The sequence below is a fragment of the Xanthomonas bonasiae genome (genome assembly GCF_014836395.1).
Classification (GTDB): domain Bacteria; phylum Pseudomonadota; class Gammaproteobacteria; order Xanthomonadales; family Xanthomonadaceae; genus Xanthomonas_A; species Xanthomonas_A bonasiae.
In genome coordinates this window covers 31,697-47,930 of sequence record NZ_JACSQX010000005.1, presented here as the reverse complement: position 1 = coordinate 47,930, position 16,234 = coordinate 31,697, and the positions used below count along the sequence as shown (strand labels likewise).

Annotated in this window: 13 protein-coding genes; 5 read left to right on the top strand and 8 right to left on the bottom strand. The window is 68.8% G+C overall.

The features are described 5' to 3' along the window. A partial coding sequence (rhlB, locus tag H9658_RS09145) for an ATP-dependent RNA helicase RhlB (protein ID WP_225209859.1) occupies positions 1–1,446 on the bottom strand: 1,446 nt, incomplete at its 3' end. Between the two features lie 201 nt (positions 1,447–1,647). On the opposite strand from rhlB, the gene trxA reads away from it, so the two are divergent. The 3 genes from trxA to H9658_RS09130 all read left to right on the top strand — a co-directional run bounded on the left by trxA (position 1,648) and on the right by H9658_RS09130 (position 4,979). Then, a complete protein-coding gene (gene trxA / locus H9658_RS09140) occupies positions 1,648–1,989 on the top strand; it encodes a thioredoxin TrxA (protein ID WP_003465432.1) in 342 nt (113 codons plus the stop codon). 238 nt (positions 1,990–2,227) lie between these two features. Continuing rightward, entirely contained in the window at positions 2,228–4,060 is a 1,833-nt protein-coding gene (gene rho, locus H9658_RS09135) for a transcription termination factor Rho (protein ID WP_179567764.1), read from the top strand. A gap of 166 nt (positions 4,061–4,226) precedes the next feature. Beyond that, positions 4,227–4,979: a COG4705 family protein gene (locus tag H9658_RS09130; protein WP_191825119.1), complete on the top strand. Its 753-nt coding sequence runs from the start codon at positions 4,227–4,229 to the stop codon at positions 4,977–4,979. Positions 4,980–5,066: 87 nt separating this feature from the next. Here the strand turns inward: H9658_RS09130 and H9658_RS09125 are convergent, their stop codons facing one another. The 7 genes from H9658_RS09125 to H9658_RS09095 all read right to left on the bottom strand — a co-directional run bounded on the left by H9658_RS09125 (position 5,067) and on the right by H9658_RS09095 (position 14,104). Further along, entirely contained in the window at positions 5,067–5,960 is an 894-nt protein-coding gene (locus H9658_RS09125; protein WP_191825118.1) for an energy transducer TonB, read from the bottom strand. 73 nt (positions 5,961–6,033) lie between these two features. Next, on the bottom strand, positions 6,034–7,776 hold the full coding sequence (gene aceK, locus H9658_RS09120) for a bifunctional isocitrate dehydrogenase kinase/phosphatase (protein WP_191825117.1): 1,743 nt from the start codon (positions 7,774–7,776) through the stop codon (positions 6,034–6,036). A gap of 200 nt (positions 7,777–7,976) precedes the next feature. Then, positions 7,977–10,208: an NADP-dependent isocitrate dehydrogenase gene (locus H9658_RS09115; protein WP_191825116.1), complete on the bottom strand. Its 2,232-nt coding sequence runs from the start codon at positions 10,206–10,208 to the stop codon at positions 7,977–7,979. Positions 10,209–10,813: 605 nt separating this feature from the next. Next, complete coding sequence (locus tag H9658_RS09110) at positions 10,814–11,323, bottom strand: hypothetical protein (protein ID WP_058361222.1); 510 nt, start codon at positions 11,321–11,323, stop codon at positions 10,814–10,816. Between the two features lie 51 nt (positions 11,324–11,374). Further along, positions 11,375–11,668, bottom strand: a complete 294-nt coding sequence (locus H9658_RS09105; RefSeq protein WP_179567776.1) for a LysM peptidoglycan-binding domain-containing protein — start codon at positions 11,666–11,668, stop codon at positions 11,375–11,377. A 105-nt stretch (positions 11,669–11,773) separates the two neighbouring features. Beyond that, the gene (queF, locus tag H9658_RS09100) at positions 11,774–12,592 is read right to left on the bottom strand and encodes an NADPH-dependent 7-cyano-7-deazaguanine reductase QueF (protein ID WP_191825115.1); all 819 of its coding nucleotides are present in this window, start codon (positions 12,590–12,592) and stop codon (positions 11,774–11,776) included. A gap of 201 nt (positions 12,593–12,793) precedes the next feature. Continuing rightward, positions 12,794–14,104: a M20 family metallopeptidase gene (locus H9658_RS09095; protein WP_191825114.1), complete on the bottom strand. Its 1,311-nt coding sequence runs from the start codon at positions 14,102–14,104 to the stop codon at positions 12,794–12,796. Between the two features lie 288 nt (positions 14,105–14,392). On the opposite strand from H9658_RS09095, the gene H9658_RS09090 reads away from it, so the two are divergent. Then, on the top strand, positions 14,393–15,637 hold the full coding sequence (locus tag H9658_RS09090; protein WP_179567782.1) for an efflux RND transporter periplasmic adaptor subunit: 1,245 nt from the start codon (positions 14,393–14,395) through the stop codon (positions 15,635–15,637). A 112-nt stretch (positions 15,638–15,749) separates the two neighbouring features. Next, the gene (locus H9658_RS09085) at positions 15,750–16,193 is read left to right on the top strand and encodes a hypothetical protein (RefSeq protein ID WP_179567784.1); all 444 of its coding nucleotides are present in this window, start codon (positions 15,750–15,752) and stop codon (positions 16,191–16,193) included. The last annotated feature ends 41 nt before the right edge of the window (positions 16,194–16,234 follow it).

Sequence of the window (16,234 nt, the reverse complement as noted above, 5' to 3'; positions counted from 1 at the left end):
GGCGGGGGGCGCTGCCGCGGCGTCGGCCGGGCGCGGGGTACGCGGGCGCCGCGGCTTGCCGTCGGCACCGCGCGCTTCGCCGCGGCCGCCGGCACCGCCAGGACCGCTGCGGCCGCCGCCGGGCTTGCCGCGGCTGCTGCCGCCGCGCCGCTGCTCGTCGGCCTCGCGCTGCGCGCGCGCCTCGCGGAAGATGTCGCCGATGCTCTCGTCGGCATCCGCGTCGACCTCGACCGCTTCGCCTTCGACCACCGCGCGCGGAGTGCGCGGCAGCGCCACCAGCAGTTCGGCGGTGACCGGCTCGACCGGGATCTTCTGCTCGATGTAGGCCTCGATGTCCGGCAGGCTCATCGCATAGCGCTCGCAGGCGAAGCTGATCGCGTCGCCTTCCTCGCCCAGCCGCGCGGTGCGGCCGATGCGGTGCACGTAGTCTTCGGCGTCGAACGGCAGGTCGTAGTTGTAGACGTACTTGACGCCGTCGATGTGCAGGCCGCGCGCGGCCACGTCGGTGGCGACCAGGATCTCCAGCTGGCCCTTCTGGAAGCGGTTGAGCAGGGTCTCGCGCTTCTTCTGCGGCACGTCGCCGGACAGCACGCCGACCCGGTAGCCGTTGCGCTCCAGCGAACGCGCCACGCGTTCGACGAAGGCCTTGGTGTTGACGAACACCATGGTGCGCGCGCCCTCGCTGCGCGACAGCAGGCCCAGCAGCAGGGTCAGCTTCTCCTCGTCGGAGGGGAAGTAGATGCGCTGGCGCACGCGCGCGGCGGTGATGCTCTCGGTCTCGACCACGAGCTTTTCCGGCTCGTTCATGTGCTCGTAGGCCAGCTCCAGCACGCGGTGGCTGAGCGTGGCCGAGAACAGCAGGGTCTGCCGGGTGCCGCGCTCGGGCATGCGCCGCAGCAGGAAGCGGATGTCCTTGATGAAGCCCAGGTCGAACATGCGGTCGGCTTCGTCGAGCACGCAGATCTCGCAGGCGTGCAGCGACACCACTTTGTGCTGCTTGACGTAGTCGATCAGCCGGCCCGGGGTGGCGATGATCACGTCCACGCCCTGCTGCAGCAGTTCGCGCTGCTTGTCGTAGTCCACGCCGCCGTAAACCAGCGCGAAGCGCAGGCCCAGGTCGGCGCCGAACTTGACCGCGTCCTTGTGGATCTGGATCGCCAGTTCGCGGGTCGGGGCCAGGATCAGCGCGCGCGGATCCTCGGGCTTGCGGTCGGCCAGCGCCGGGCGGCTGAGCAGGCGGTTCATCACCGTCACCAGGAACGCCAGGGTCTTGCCGGTGCCGGTCTGGGCCTGGCCGGCCACGTCGCGGCCCGGCAGGGCCACCGGCAGGGTCAGCGCCTGGATCGGCGTGCAGCGGGTGAAGCCGGCGCCTTCGAGGCCGGCCAGCAGCGCCGGTTGCAGCTCGAACGCGGAAAAAGTCACATCGGTCAGCGGTTTGTCGCTCATCATTCCATCTTCGTCAGGCCACCCCGCCCGAAGCGTAAGGTCGCGGCTTGCATCGGCCCCGGCAGCGTCGCACACTGGCTACTTCCATGCCGGGTCGCGCGACAGGGGGAATCCCTTGATTTCGCCGCGCAATGCCCCAGTTTACCGCAATGCGGCGGCCACCCGGTCCGGCCGGTCGCATTGGCCCAGGAGATACCCCTAGTGAGCGATAAGGTCCTACACGTCGGCGACGCCGATTTCGATACCGCCGTGCTGCAATCCGGCGAGCCGGTCCTGGTGGACTTCTGGGCGGAATGGTGCGGCCCGTGCAAGATGATCGCCCCGGTGCTGGACGACCTGGCCGACACCTACGACGGCAAGCTCAAGGTGGCCAAGGTCAACGTGGACGAGAACCGCGCCACCGCGATCAAGTACCACGTGCGCTCGATCCCGATGCTGCTGCTGTTCAAGGACGGCAAGGTCCAGGCCACCCAGATCGGCGCGGTCGGCAAGGGCCAGCTGACCCAGATGATCGACAAGACCCTGGGCGGCGCCGCGGCCTGAGTCTGTCGCCGGCCGTTCCGGATCGGAGCGGCCGCTGTGATACCGGCCTGCAGCGACGCTGCCGGCCGGCTGAATCGCCCGGTAACGCCTGCTTGCCGTGGTTGCGTGGCGATGATAGTGTCGGCGCATCCGGTGGCATTCGCGCACCGCACCCCCTCTGGAAGATTCTCTTCTAGACCCCTTCCCAACCCGTTTGCCCCCACGCTGGGCGCTCGCACTCATAGCGAGGAATCACCACTTGTCCGATAACACCACCACCGAACCCGGGAGCGTCGACGCCCCCGCCGAGAAGCGCGCGCGCAAGCCGCGTGTCAGCAAGGCCGTCGCCGGCGCTGACGGCGGAGCCGAGCACGGCGCGCCGGCGCAGCCGAATCTGCCGCTGAACCCGGCGCCGGCCCAGGCCGACGCGCCGCGTCCGGCGCCGCAGGAACGCCAGGAGCGCGCCGCGCCGCAGGAACACGCGCAGGCCCCGTCGCAGCAGTCCCAGCCCCAGTCCCAGCCCGCTCCCGCCTCCGGCGGCGATGCCCAGGGCCAGGGCGGCGGCAACCAGAACGACGGCGGCGAGCCGCGCGAAGGCGGCAACCCGCGCTTCAACAACCAGAATCCGCAGAACCAGAACAACCAGAACAACCAGCAGGGCAATCGCCGCGACCGCTTCCGCAATCGCCGCGATCGCGATCGCAACGGTGGTGGCGGTGGCGGTGGTGGTGGCGGCGGTCGCTTTCCGGACAACGGCCTGCCCAACGACAACGGCGCCAACGAAGTGTTCGTGCCGCGCCCGCACGCCAACGTGCCGGAAGGCTTCCCGATCTACTCGCTGAGCGACCTGAAGCGGATGCCGGCGCAGAAGCTGCTGGACATCGCCGAGCAGCTCAACATCCAGGACGGCGTGGCCCGCGCGCGCAAGCAGGATGTGATCTTCGCGCTGCTGAAGGTGCTGACCCGCCACGGCGAAGGCGTCGCCGCCGACGGCGTGCTGGAAATCCTGCCGGACGGCTTCGGCTTCCTGCGCGCGGCCGAGGCCAGCTACCTGGCCGGCCCGGACGACACCTACATCTCGCCCAGCCAGATCCGCCGCTTCAACCTGCGCACCGGCGACCACCTGTCCGGCCGCATCCGCTTCCCGAAGGACGGCGAACGCTACTTCGCGCTGTCGATCGTCGACACGATCAACGGCGAGCCGCTGGAAGCGAGCAAGAACAAGGTCCTGTTCGAGAACCTGACCGCGCTGTTCCCGCGCAAGCGCTTCACCCTGGAACGCGGCAACGGTTCCTCGGAAGACATTTCCGGGCGCATCCTCGATCTGATGGCGCCGCAGGGCAAGGGCCAGCGCGCGCTGATCGTGTCCCCGCCCAAGGCCGGCAAGACCATGCTGATGCAGCAGGTGGCCACGGCGATCACCACCAACCATCCCGACGTGCACATGATCGTGCTGCTGATCGACGAGCGGCCGGAAGAAGTGACCGAAATGCAGCGCACCGTGCGCGGCGAGGTCATCTCCTCCACCTTCGACGAACCGGCCGCGCGCCACGTGCAGGTCGCCGAGATGGTGATCGAGCGCGCCAAGCGCCTGGTCGAACACAAGAAGGACGTGGTGATCCTGCTCGACTCGATCACCCGCCTGGCCCGCGCCTACAACAACGTGGTGCCGTCCTCCGGCAAGGTGCTCAGCGGCGGCGTGGACGCCAATGCGCTGCACCGCCCGAAGCGTTTCTTCGGCGCGGCGCGCAACGTCGAGGAAGGCGGCTCGCTGACCATCATCGCCACGGCGCTGGTGGAAACCGGCAGCAAGATGGACGAGGTGATCTACGAAGAGTTCAAGGGCACCGGCAACAGCGAAGTGCACCTGAACCGCCGTATCGCCGAGAAGCGCGTGTACCCGGCGATCGACATCAACCGTTCCGGCACCCGTCGCGAAGACCTGCTGATCGAGCCGGAGCTGCTGCAGAAGATCTGGATCCTGCGCAAGCTGCTGCATCCGATGGACGAGATCGCGGCGATGGAATTCCTGCTGGACAAGATGAAGAACACCAAGTCCAACGACGAGTTCTTCGGTTCGATGAAGCGCTGAGTCCAGCGCCGGCGCGACCCGGACGCCCCGCTTCGGCGGGGCGTCTGCGTTTGTGCGGGGCCATCTGCGCGAGCCGCGGCCGCGGCGCTCCGGCATCGCGCGATCCGACCGGTTTTCGACATGCCGCTGGCGATGCTGGCCCGGTCCCGATCCGGCGTGCCGCCCCATGCAGTCCACTGTCGCCAAAGTCGCACCGGTCACCCTGGCGTTCTGGGCGATGAAGATCTGCGCCACCACGCTCGGCGAGACCGCTGGCGACCTGCTGTCGATGACCTGGGAGGTCGGCTATGCGCTCAGCAGCGCCGTGCTGCTCGGCGTGTTCGCACTGTCGCTGTGGGCGCAGTTGCGCGCGCGCCGTTTCCGCCCGTGGCTGTACTGGTGGGTGATCCTGACCACCAGCACCGCCGGCACCACCGTGTCGGACTACATGGATCGCAGCCTGGGGCTGGGCTATGCGCAGGGCGCGCTACTCCTGAGCGGCGGCCTGGCATTGACCCTCGGCGCGTGGTGGCTGAGCGAACGCAGCCTGTCGGTCGAGCGGATCGATGGCGGCCGCGCGGAAGTCTTCTATTGGGTGGCGATCCTGTTCTCCAACACCCTCGGCACCGCGCTGGGCGATTACCTCGCCGACGACTCGGGGCTGGGCTTCCTCGGCGGCGCATCGCTGATCGGGGCGACGCTGGCTGCGATCGCGCTGGCCGGCGCGTTCACCCGCATCGACCGCGTGGCGCTGTTCTGGGCCGCCTTCGTGCTGACCCGACCGTTCGGCGCTACGCTCGGCGATCTGCTGACCAAGCCGACGGCGCAGGGCGGACTGGATCTGGGCACTGTCGGCGCGTCGCTGGTGCTGGCTGGGATCCTGGTCGCGGTGCTGTATGCCAGCACTCGCCATCGCGCGATCGCTGCGACCACCAGGTAGCTCTCGGCGCTGCAGGAAAACGCCCCGCGACGCGGGGCATGTTCCATCGAAACCGGACACCGGCGCCGGGAGCGCCGCCCGGCGCGTTCAGCCGCCCTGCTGCAGCGGCGTCAGCAGGCGCGGGCCGTTGTTGTCGACCATGTACACGCCGCCGGCCGACAGCGTGTCGGGCGAGAAACCCGACGCGTCCTTGCCGGTGTCCCAGGGCGCCCGCGCGCGCGGACCGGGGACATAGCTGATCCAATGCCCGTAGCTGCTGTCCATGCCTTCGTTGGGCTGGTCGCGCAGCGAATAGTTGACCGGAACGCGCACCGCCCAGTACGGCTTCGACACGTCCTCGCCTTCGGTCGGCGGGCGGAACGTCCACTTGCGCGCCGCCGCCAGTGCGCTCTGGGCGAAGATCTCGCGCAGCTTCTTCATCTCGCCCTCCGAGCCGACGATGCGCAGGTTGACCTGCTCGACCGCGGCATCGGCGACAGTGCCGTCGCGCGCCACCTTGAGCACCAGGTACGCCGAGCCCGACGCGCCCACCCGGTACGCCGCTTCCGGATAGGACGGCGGCGCCATCTTCAGCGACGTCACCGCGCGCGGATCCTTGGGATCGTAGGCGGCGAAGCTGGCATGGCGGATCTCCACCTGATAGCTGTCGCCCTGCTGGCGCTTGGCCACGATGCGCAGCGTCATCGGCGCGCGCGCCGGCACCGGCTTGCCGTCGCGCAGCGCCGGTTCGAATTTCCACTGTTTCACCGAATCGCGCACGAAGCGGATCACGCCCTCGGGCAACCTGTCTTCCCGATCGATCGCCAGCGCCGAGACCGCGCCGTCGGGCTCGATGTCGATCTTGCCGGTCACCAGCAGGCTGTTTTCGACCTGCTTGCGCACCGCGCCCGGCCCGGCGCCGGCGGCGAACGCGGTGGCGGCGAACAACACCAACAGCAGGCCGCCCCAACGCCACATCGAGATTCCTGACTTGCGGTGCATCGCGCTGTCCTTTGCATGGATGAGGCGCCGATTACAACGCAGCAGGCTGACACAGACAAGTCAGGCCGGCAGGTCAGGCCAGGCGCAGCGATTCCGGATACGGCGGCGCGTCCGGATAGTCGTCCTCGCGCAGCCGCGCCTGCAGCTCGCGCCACCATTGCGGGTCGAACAGTTCGCCGTGCGCGCGCTTGACCGCCTCCAGCGACGCGGCGGGCAACCCCATGAACAGCGCGAAGCGCTCCGGGAACACGTCGCGCGCGGCGACGTGGAACCAGGGTTCGGCGGACATGGCTTCCTCGTCGTTGCGCGGCTGCGGCCAGTCGCGGAAGGTGCAATCGGTGACCAGGCACAGTTCGTCGTAGTCGTAGAACACGGCGCGCCCTTGCCGCGACACGCCGAAATTCTTCAGCAGCATGTCGCCGGGGAAGATGTTGTTGCGCGCCATGTCCTTGATCGCCTGCGCGTAGTCCAGCGCCGCCTCGCGCGCCGCCTCGGCGGTCTGCTCGCGCAGGTACAGGTTCAGCGGGCGCAGCCGCCGCTGCACGTAGCACAGCTCGAAGATCAGATCGTCGCCATCCTCGCGCAGGCTGCGCGCGCAACCTTGCAGCAGCTCGGCGAGCAGCGCCGGCGCGAAGCGCGCGCGCGGGAAGCGCAGCGAACGGTAGGGCTGCGCGTCGAGCAGGCGGCCGACCCGGTCCAGGTTGAACACCAGCGCGTACTTGTCCTCGACCTGCTCGCGGCTCATCGTCTTCGGGTAGGCGAAGCGGTCGCGGATCAGCTTGAACACCAGCGGGTAGCTGGGCAGGGTGAACACCGCCATGACCATGCCCGGCGTGCCGTCGGCGTGCACCAACTGCTCGTTGGGCTGGGCCTGGAAGTGACGGAAGAAGGTACGGAAGCGCTCGGTTTTGCCCTGCTTGGCGCGGCCGAGCATGGTGTACAGCTCGTCGATCGGTTTGTGCGGCAGCAGGCTGCGCAGGAACACCACCGCGTCGCCGACGGTGGCCAGGTCGGCCTGGAAATAGCTGCGCGAGATGCCGAACAGCTGCGCCACGTCGTTGCGCCTGGTCAGCACCGCCTCGGCACGAAGGCCGTCGGCGTCGTTGACCAGTGCGATCACGCACGGCGAGAAGCGGTGTTCGCCGAACACGCGGCCGACCAGGTAGGCGCGGCGCTCGCGGTAGAACACCGTCTCCAGCAGTTCGATGCCGCGCACCGGTTGCTCGCCCCAGTGCGCCAGGTCGTCCTGCAGGCGCACCGCGATGGCCGCGGCGCAGCGCGTGCGGTGCGCGTACGGCACGTCGAACGGGTAGTCGCCGAGCACGCGCACGAACGCATCCACCGGCCGCGTCTCGGAGACCACGTAGTTGTGCCGCGCCACCGGATGGGTGATCGCGTCGGTGGGTTCGATGTCCAACGCCACGAACTCGATCCGCGCATCCACGCCCTGGGTACGGAAGAAGCGCCGGGTCAGGGTGTTGTAGAAGGTCTTGTACAGCTCCTGGTCGATCAGCCCGTGCAGTTGCGCGGCGAAGCTGTCGCGCACCTGCGCCCACAGCGTGCGGTCGTGGGTCTGGCCGAGCAACAGCGTGCGCAGGCGCAGCATGCACTCGTCGATGCACTGGTCGTACAGCGCGATGCGCTCGACCGCGTCGTTGCGCGCGGCGTTCCAGTCGCGGCTCTCGAAGCGGCGGCGGGCACGGCGGCTGATCTGCGCGAAGCGCGCGTGGTAGTCCTCGAAGGCGTCGCGGATGCTGCGCGCCACGGGGTCGGCGCGGGGTTCGGCGGGCATCGGCGGCGCGGGCGTGTCGGTCATGGCCGCAGTCTACCCGCGTGCACGGCGGCGCACGCGCGTGCGACAGACGAGAACCATCGCGCGCGCTGCTGCACCGCACGATGGCTGCGCTGTCGCCATTGCGCTGAGGCGATGGCGCAGTCGGGCGGCACGCGCACAAAAAAACCCGGCCGACGCATGCGCGCCGGCCGGGTTCGGTTGACGGTCTCGCTAGCTGACTACTACGCCGTCAGCGTCGCCAGCGCGGCGTTGAACGTCGCGCTCGGCCGCATCGCTTCGCTGACCAGGGCCAGGTTCGGGCGGTAGTAGCCCTGGATGTCGACCGGCTTGCCCTGCACGCCGTTGAGTTCGGCGACGATGGCCGCCTCGTGCTCGGCCAACTGCTTGGCCAGCGGTGCGAAGCGCGCCTTCAGCGCCGCGTCCTCCTCCTGCGCGGCCAGCGCCTGCGCCCAGTACAGGGCCAGGTAGAAATGGCTGCCGCGGTTGTCGAGTTCGCCGACCTTGCGCGAGGGCGACTTGTCGTTGTCCAGGAACTGGCCGTTGGCCTGGTCCAGGGTCCGCGCCAGCACGCCGATGCTCGCGCTGCCTTCGCGCTGGCCCAGATGCTCCAGCGACGCGGCCAGGGCCAGGAACTCGCCCAGCGAATCCCAGCGCAGGTAGTTCTCTTCGACGAACTGCTGCACGTGCTTGGGCGCCGAACCGCCGGCACCGGTCTCGAACAGGCCGCCGCCGGCCATCAGCGGCACGATCGACAGCATCTTGGCGCTGGTGCCCAGCTCCATGATCGGGAACAGGTCGGTGAGGTAGTCGCGCAGCACGTTGCCGGTGACCGAGATGGTGTCCTCGCCCTTGCGGATGCGCTGCAGCGAGAAGGCGGTCGCCTCCACCGGCGACAGGATGCGGATGTCCAGGCCCTTGGTGTCGTGGTCCTGCAGGTAGCGCTCCACCTTCTGGATCATCAGCGCATCGTGCGCGCGCTGCGGATCCAGCCAGAACACGGCCGGGGTCTCGCTCAGCCGTGCGCGGCTGACCGCCAGCTTGACCCAGTCCTGGATCGGCGCGTCCTTGACCTGGCACATGCGCCAGATGTCGCCGGCTTCGACCGCATGCTCGAGCAGCAGCTTGCCGCCGGCATCGCTGACCCGCACCACGCCGTCGGCGGCGATCTGGAAGGTCTTGTCGTGCGAACCGTACTCCTCGGCCTTCTGCGCCATCAGGCCGACATTGGGCACGCTGCCCATCGTCGCCGGATCGAACGCGCCATGCCGCTTGCAGTCCTCGATCACCGCCTGGTACACGCCGGCGTAGCAGCGGTCCGGGATCAGCGCCTTGGTGTCCTGCAGCTTGCCCTCGGCGTTCCACATCTTGCCGGAGTCGCGGATCATCGCCGGCATCGACGCATCGACGATCACGTCGCTGGGCACGTGCAGGTTGGTGATGCCCTTGTCGGAATTGACCATCGCCAGCGCCGGGCGCTGCGCGTACACCGCCTGCAGATCGGCTTCGATCTGCGCGCGCTGCGCGTCCGGCAGGGTGGCGATGCGCGCATACAGGTCGCCGATGCCGTTGTTCGGATCGAAGCCGACCTGCTTCAGCGCCTCGGCGTGCTTGTCCAGCACGTCCTGGTAGAACGCGCCGACCACCACGCCGAACATGATCGGGTCGGAGACCTTCATCATCGTCGCCTTCAGGTGCAGCGAGAACAGCACGCCCTGCTGCTTGGCATCGGCGATCTGCGCCTGCACGAAGCTGGCCAGCGCGCGCTTGCTCATCACTGCCGCGTCGATGATCTCGCCGGCCTGCACGGCGGTCTTTTCCTTCAGCACGGTCACCGCGCCGTCCTTGCCGACCAGTTCGATTTTGACGTTGCCGGCCTGCTCGATCAGCACCGAGCGCTCGCTGCCGTAGAAATCGCCGGCGTCCATGTGCGCCACATGCGACTTGGAGTCGGCGCTCCACGCGCCCATGCGGTGCGGGTGCTTGCGCGCATAGTTCTTCACCGACAGCGGCGCGCGGCGATCGGAATTGCCTTCGCGCAGCACCGGATTGACCGCGCTGCCCTTGACCCGGTCGTAGCGCGCCTTGGCCTCTTTCTGCTTGTCGTCCTGCGGCTCGTCCAGATAGTCCGGCAGCGCGTAGCCCTGCTGCTGCAGTTCCTTGATCGCGGCCTTGAGCTGCGGCACCGAGGCGCTGATGTTGGGCAGCTTGATGATGTTGGCTTCCGGCGTGGTCGCCAGCTGGCCCAGCTCGGCCAGGTCGTCGGCGATACGCTGATCCTCGCGCAGGTATTCGGGGAACTGCGAGATCAAGCGGCCGGCCAGCGAGATGTCGCGGGTTTCCACGGCGATGCCGGCGGTGCCGGCGAAGGCGGCGACGATCGGCAACAGCGACTGCGTCGCCAGGTACGGGGCTTCGTCGGTGAGCGTGTACAGGATCTTGGGCGTATTCGACATGAGTGACGTAGGCTCTCTTGCGATTCGGGAAGGACACGTTGCCGCGAACAAGACTGCGGGTGGCACGGCGCGGACGGCGTGCGGAGTGCAGCGCTTGCGACGCAGGGAAACCCTGCGACGGCGATGGCATGACGGCCGCCGATTGTCGCGTTTTCTGCGGGCCGGAGAAAGCGCTTGCATGGAACGGTGGAGATCGCCGGCACCGTAACGGCGCATGCGCTTGCACTGCGTGCGGCATGGCGCAGCGGCGATGGCTTGCGTTGGCTCGCAGGACAAATTCCGCCATCGCTTGCGGCACAAGGCGACGCGCCTTCCCTGCGCATGCGTATGGAACACGCTGCAGCGCATGCCGATGCCATCGGTGGCGCAGCGACGCGGGCACGCCATGCGCCGGCGCATGGTCGCAGCGGGGCATGCGGTGCGGCGTGCGCGGCGCCACGCGCGATGCAGGCATCGGCGATAGGCGCCTTGCGTGTCCCGGCACGCACGTTCGCCCATAAAAAAGGGCGCAGTCTCGCGACTGCGCCCAGCGTGCCGCGCCGGCCGGGAGAGAGTCGGCTGGCGCGATCCGTGACTGCGGTGTCCCTAGCGGGACGCGATGCGCATCACTTGACTTCGAATTCCTGCGCCGTCCCGGCCGGCTGGCCGTTCACGGTGACCTCGGCCTTGTACTTGCCCGCCGGCCAACCCTTGGCGTTGGTGAACGAGACATTGGTGGTTTCCGCACCGGCCGTGGTCAGCGTCGCGCTCTGCTCGCCGGCGGTCTGGCCATCCTGGAACAGCAGCTTGGCGCCGATCGCGGTGTTGGTGGAGGACCCCTCGGTCTTCACCGAGACGATGATGGTGTCCTTGCTGCTCAGCGTGGTCAGCGGCGCCACCGTCTTGTCGGCGCCGGCGGTGTTGCCCACGGTCACCGACGCGACCGTGACCGCGCCGGCGTTGGCCGCGGCGGGCGCCGTCTCTGCCGGACCCGGCATCGCCTCGGTCGGAGCCGACGAGGTCGGATCCGGCGTGGCGGTCTGGCTCTGCTCCTGCTTCTTGCAACCGGCCAGGGCCAGCGTGCCGACCAGCGCCAGCAGCAGCGGAGAGGTGAATGTCTTCGAATGGATCTTCATGAGGTGGTGCTCCTTGGATGGAATGACGGATCGCGCGCGTGGTTCGGCGCGTCAGGCGCGGGCAGGCAGCTTCAAGGTCTGCCCGGGATAGATCTTGTCCGGATCGTCGAGCACGTCGCGGTTGGCTTCGAAGATGCGGGTCCAGGCGTTGCCGTCGCCGTAGTGCAGCTTGGCGATCTTGGACAACGAATCGCCCGACTTGACCACGTAGACCTGCTGCACCTGTTCGGCGGTGGTGTCCACCTGCGCCTGCACTGCGGAGAAATCCGCCTTCGGCGTGACGTCGGCGGTGGTGTCCACCTTGGCGGTGACTGCCGAAAAATCGGCGCGCTTGTCGCTGTTCATCGCATGTGGCTCCGTGCGTGGATGGGATGCCACCACGGTTGCACAGGATTTGTTAAAAGCGGATCGCGCAGCCGTGAACGGCGTTGGCCCGATTCAGCCCCCGCGCTACTGGCGCGGGTCGCGGTGGAAGGCGATCGGCTCGGCCACGTCGGGCGTGGCGCGCCAGGGATTGATGTCCAGGCCGCCGCGGCGCGTGTAGCGCGCCTCGACCTGCAGCGACTGCGGGCGGCAACGCGTCAGCAGGTCGTGGAAGATCTGCTCGACGCACTGTTCGTGGAAGCCGGCATGCTCGCGGAAGCTGATCAGGTAGCGCAACAGGCCTTCGCGGTCGATGCGGCCGCCGCGATAGCGCACGCACAGTGTGGCCCAGTCCGGCTGGCCGGTGACCGGGCAGTTGGACTTGAGCAGTTCGCTACTCAGCGTCTCCTCGACGATGTCCTCGGCCGCGGCGAGCAGGAACTGCGGACGTGGCGGGCCATAGCAGTCGATGGCGATGTCCAGCACATCCAGCGACTCGCCGTCGCCCAGCGGATCCACCGGCGGCAGGCCGAACTCCATGGTCACGTCGGCGCCGGCGCGCGCCGACAGGTCGGTGACGATGCAGGCGCGCACCGCTTCGGCGCTGTTGAAGCGCATCGCGTTGAGCGAGTTGAGATAGAGCTTGAGCGACTTGGATTCGATCAGCTGCGGCGAGGTGCACGGCACCTGCAAGGTGGCGGTGGCCACGCAGGGCTTGCCCTGCGCGTCCAGCCAGCCCAGTTCGTAGGCATGCCAGCGGTCGAGGCCGAAGAACGGCAGCGGCGCGGCGTCCAGGCCGATCTCGGCGCGGCCCCCGGCGCGGGGGATCGGGAACAGCAGCGCGGGGTCGTACTGCGAGGGATACGCGACCTCGCGGCCGAGACTGGAATCCTGGGGGGTGTTCATGCCGGCCAGTCTAGCGTTGGCGGTCTGGCTGGAAGGTGTATGGGAGGCCGGGATTGGGGAGTCGGGAGTCGGGATTGGTAAAAGCGCACCGCGCGAGCTGCGGCTTGGCCAATCCATCCGGATCCAGAAAGTGCCAGGGTGTGCGGCGCTATCTCCGCCCCGGGCAACCGCTTCTACGAATCCCCAATCCCGACTCCCCAATCACCGCTTCATCCCCAGATAGTCCAGCGAGACCTGCAGCAGCGCGCGCAGGCCCACGTCCAGCGCCGATTCGTCGAGCAGGAACTGCGGCGAGTGGTTGCTCGGCGCGGTCGCCGGGTCGATGCCGGGGCCGGTGGCGCCGACGAAGAAGAACATCGACGGCACCTGCTGCGCGTAGAACGAGAAGTCCTCCGCGCCCATCTGCAGCGGCGGCTCGTAGACGTTGTCGGCACCGACCACCGCCTGCAGGCTGGGCAGCATCTTCGCGGTCAGCGCCGGGTCGTTGACCGTGGCCGGGTTGCCGTCCTGGTCGGGCACGTGCGCCTCGGCCTTGGCGCCGTGCGCGGCGGCGGTGTGCTCGGCGACGGTCTTCAGGTCGGCGAAGATCTGCTGGCGCATGCCTTCGTCGAAGGTGCGGATGGTGCCGACCATCTCCACGTCGTCGGGAATGATGTTGTAGCGGATGCCGCCCTTGATCGCGCCGAAGCTGAGCACCGCCGGCTGCCTGGAAATGTTGGCGCGGCGGCTGACCACGGTCTGCGCCGCACCGATCAGGTCGGCGCTGGCCACGATCGGGTCGATCCCGTTCCACGGCGCCGAGCCGTGGGTCTGGCGGCCGATCACCTTGATGCTGAAGCGGTCCGAGGCGGCCATCAGCGGGCCGCCGCGCACGGCGATCTTGCCCGCCTGCACGCTGGAGAACACGTGCAGGCCGAACATCGCGTCGGGCTTGAAGTCGCGGAACAGGCCTTCCTTCAGCATCAGCGAGGCGCCGCCCTCCTCGTTGCCCGGCGCGCCCTCCTCGGAAGGCTGGAACACCAGCATCACCTCGCCCGGCAGCTGCGCGCGCATCGCCACCAGCGCTTCGGCCACGCCCAGCAGGATGCTGGTGTGGGCGTCGTGGCCGCAGGCGTGCATGACCCCGACGGTTTCGCCGCGGTACTCGCCGGTGGCCTTGGACGCGAACGCCAGGCCGGTCTGCTCGGTCACCGGCAGCGCGTCCATGTCCGCGCGCAGGGCGATCTTCGGCCCCGGCAGCGCGCCCTTGATGATCGCCACCACGCCGTGGTGGGCGATCCCGATCTGCGGCTTCAGGCCCAGCGCGCGCAGCCGCTCGGCGACCTTGGCCGCGGTGCGCTCCTCGCGGTTGGACAGCTCCGGGTGCTGGTGGAAATCGCGCCGCCAGTCGACCACCTTGGCCTGCAGCTTGGCCGCGGCGGCCGCCACTTCCGGGCGTTCGGCGGACTGGGCGCAGGCCAGCGCGGGGACGGCGAGCAGCAGGGCGGACAGCAGGCGGGACAGGCGCGGCATGGGCAATCTCCGATCGGTTCTTTGCATGGCGTTCAGTCAATGTATTGCATTCGCGGCGCGCCGGCACCGGCCGGCGCGTCGCCACGGCGAAAAAACCCTTAGGAATCCGTGTCAACCGATCCACCGCCGGTGCGTTGCCGCTATCAGCGCCCATTGCCGCAGGCGCACCTCCCCCCTCCCTTAAGTCATGGTCCAATCGCAACGCGCCGGCGATATGCTTCACCGCTTGTCGCACCAGCCATTGCGGGAGGGTCCCCTACCCCGCCTCGCCACAGGAGTTCCCCCCGGATGTCGCGTTTCTGGAAGATTGCGCTGCTGATCGTCGCAGCGGTGGTCGTGGTGCTGGTGGGCGCGCACTTCCTGCGCAGCGGTCACGGCCATGGCCGCGGCGGCGCGGAGGCGGGCGGCGATGGCGACGACAGCACGCCGATCCCGGTGACGGTGGTCGCCGCCAGCAGCCAGGCGGTGCCGATCTACGCCACCTCCACCGGCACGGTGACCGCGCTGGCCACGGTCACGGTCAATCCGCAGGTCGGCGGGCAGCTGATGAGCCTGAACTTCCGTGAAGGCCAGGAAGTGAAGAAGGGCGACGTGCTGGCGCAGATCGACCCGCGCTCGCTGCAGGCCAGCTACGACGAGGCGGCGGCGAGCAAGCGCCAGAACCAGGCGTTGCTGGCCACCGCCCGCTCCACCTTCCAGCGCTCCGATTCGCCGGCCTACCGCCAGTACGTGGCCAAGACCGACCTGGACACGCAGCGCAACCAGGTGGCGCAGTACGAGGCCGCGGTGGCCGCCAACGACGCGTCGATGCGCGCGGCGCAGGTGCAACTGCAGTACACCCGTATCCTCGCCCCGATCGACGGCATCACCGGCCTGCGCGGCGTGGACGTGGGCAACATCGTCAGCACCAGCAGCAGCATCGTCACCATCACCCAGATCCATCCGATCTACGTGGTCTTCAACCTGGCCGAGCGCGAGCTGCAGGGGCTGCGCGAGGCGCAGGCGGCCGGCCCGCTGACGGTGGCGGCGCTGGACCGCACCGATGCGCACGTGATCGCCGGCGACGGCAAGGTCGACGTGGTCGACAACCAGATCAGCAGCGACACCGGCACCTTCAAGGTGCGCGCGGTGTTCCCCAACCCCGGCAACGCGCTGTGGCCGGGCCAGTTCGTCAACGTGCGGCTGACCCTGCGCACGCTGGACAGCGGCGTGGTGGTGCCGACCCAGGCGGTGCAGCGCGGCCCCGACGGCGACTACGTGTACGTGGTGCAGGGCGACAACACGGTCAAGATGCAGACGGTCAAGCAGGGCGCGGAAGTCGGCGACAGCCAGGTGCAGCTGGCGCAGGGCCTGAAGGCCGGCGAACGGGTGGTGACCGAAGGCCAGTTCCGGCTCAAGCCGGGCAGCAAGGTCGCCCCGCTGAAGCCGGGCGAGGCGCCGCCGCAGCCGAGCGAGGCCGAGCTGAAGGCGGCCGAGAGCAAGCAGCAGCGCAAGGACGGCGGCGGCGGCCGTCGCGGCGGCGGACCGCGCTGAGCAGGCCGGCATCGGCACGCGCGGCATGCGGTTCACACCCGCGGTGGCGGCGCGTCTGGATGACGGGCAGAGCACTCGCTCCTCGCCCGTCACCCTCAAGAGGAATCCCATCATGACCAATGTCGTCATCGCCTCCCAAGACCCGCTTGCGCAGAGTCTGCAGACGTTTCTGATCAACCAGCAGGGCTTCGTCGCCGGTCCGCCGCTCGACGCGCTGCAGAACGGCAACCAGCTGTGGATCGTCGCCCACGACAACGAACTGGGCGACGGCAGCGCGTTCCTGCAGGCGCTGCTGCAGCACACCGACTTTCCGATGGACGTCGCGTTCGAGGTGGTGCTGATCGTGTGCAGCGCCGGCAGCCTGAACTTCGGCAGCGACCTGCTGACGCCCGCCGAGCGGATCGCCAACGCGTTGAGCCGCACCGTCATCGCCTCGACCACCGACGTCTACGGGCAATGGGGGCCGCACGGATACGCGTTCCAGGGCAACTTCGTCACGGTCGCCCCGAACAGCGATCTGACCAACCTGTTCGACCAGATGTCACTCGACGACTGACGCAACGGCTTTCCCCGGCCCCGGTCCGTCCGGGTCCGGGA